The following is a 1,786-nucleotide window of genomic DNA, read 5'->3' as shown; positions in this document are numbered from 1 at the left end:
TGGTAGACCTTTGAAAACTGAACATTGTTTCGACAAACCAAATATGTGTAGGGCGGTTTGAACTTCGGTTCAAACCCAAAGCAATATTTGCGAAGTCAATTCGCTTTAAAAATGTAACAACAATCGATGAGCTACAAGCTTATCATCTTTAAGATGAGAGTTTGATCCTGGCTCAGGACGAACGCTGGCGGCATGCCTAATACATGCAAGTCGAACGAGTTCCCGTTGATTGACGTGCTTGCACTGATTTCAACATTGGAACGAGTGGCGAACTGGTGAGTAACACGTGGGAAATCTGCCCAGAAGCAGGGGATAACACTTGGAAACAGGTGCTAATACCGTATAACAACAAAATCCGCATGGATTTTGTTTGAAAGGTGGTTTCGGCTATCACTTCTGGATGATCCCGCGGCGTATTAGTTAGTTGGTAGGGTAATGGCTTACCAAGACGATGATACGTAGCCGACCTGAGAGGGTAATCGGCCACATTGGGACTGAGACACGGCCCAGACTCCTACGGGAGGCAGCAGTAGGGAATCTTCCACAATGGACGAAAGTCTGATGGAGCAATGCCGCGTGAGTGAAGAAGGGTTTCGGCTCGTAAAACTCTGTTGTTGAAGAAGAACGGGTGTCAGAGTAACTGTTGACATCGTGACGGTATTCAACCAGAAAGCCACGGCTAACTACGTGCCAGCAGCCGCGGTAATACGTAGGTGGCAAGCGTTGTCCGGATTTATTGGGCGTAAAGCGAGCGCAGGCGGTTTTTTAAGTCTGATGTGAAAGCCTTCGGCTTAACCGAAGAAGTGCATCGGAAACTGGGAGACTTGAGTGCAGAAGAGGACAGTGGAACTCCATGTGTAGCGGTGGAATGCGTAGATATATGGAAGAACACCAGTGGCGAAGGCGGCTGTCTAGTCTGTAACTGACGCTGAGGCTCGAAAGCATGGGTAGCGAACAGGATTAGATACCCTGGTAGTCCATGCCGTAAACGATGAGTGCTAAGTGTTGGAGGGTTTCCGCCCTTCAGTGCTGCAGCTAACGCATTAAGCACTCCGCCTGGGGAGTACGACCGCAAGGTTGAAACTCAAAGGAATTGACGGGGGCCCGCACAAGCGGTGGAGCATGTGGTTTAATTCGAAGCTACGCGAAGAACCTTACCAGGTCTTGACATCTTCTGCCAATCTAAGAGATTAGACGTTCCCTTCGGGGACAGAATGACAGGTGGTGCATGGTTGTCGTCAGCTCGTGTCGTGAGATGTTGGGTTAAGTCCCGCAACGAGCGCAACCCTTATTATCAGTTGCCAGCATTCAGTTGGGCACTCTGGTGAGACTGCCGGTGACAAACCGGAGGAAGGTGGGGATGACGTCAAATCATCATGCCCCTTATGACCTGGGCTACACACGTGCTACAATGGACGGTACAACGAGTCGCAAAGTCGCGAGGCTAAGCTAATCTCTTAAAGCCGTTCTCAGTTCGGATTGTAGGCTGCAACTCGCCTACATGAAGTTGGAATCGCTAGTAATCGCGGATCAGCATGCCGCGGTGAATACGTTCCCGGGCCTTGTACACACCGCCCGTCACACCATGAGAGTTTGTAACACCCAAAGCCGGTGAGATAACCTTCGGGAGTCAGCCGTCTAAGGTGGGACAGATGATTAGGGTGAAGTCGTAACAAGGTAGCCGTAGGAGAACCTGCGGCTGGATCACCTCCTTTCTAAGGAATAATACGGAGGCTACACATACTTTGTCGAAACAATGGTCAGTTTTGAGGGGTCTACCCTCAAA

The 1,786-nt window shown here is 50.1% G+C and carries 1 rRNA gene; it reads left to right on the top strand.

Going from position 1 to position 1,786, the window contains the following annotated elements:
• Window positions 1–149: 149 nt before the first annotated feature.
• Window positions 150–1,715: ribosomal RNA gene (locus FD37_RS02715) — 16S ribosomal RNA — on the top strand.
• Window positions 1,716–1,786: the final 71 nt, after the last annotated feature.

Origin of the sequence: Levilactobacillus spicheri DSM 15429 (assembly GCF_001435095.1) — a bacterium.
Taxonomy (GTDB): domain Bacteria; phylum Bacillota; class Bacilli; order Lactobacillales; family Lactobacillaceae; genus Levilactobacillus; species Levilactobacillus spicheri.
Note: the sequence above shows the minus strand (reverse complement) of the source record. Positions and strands in the feature narration are given on the sequence as shown.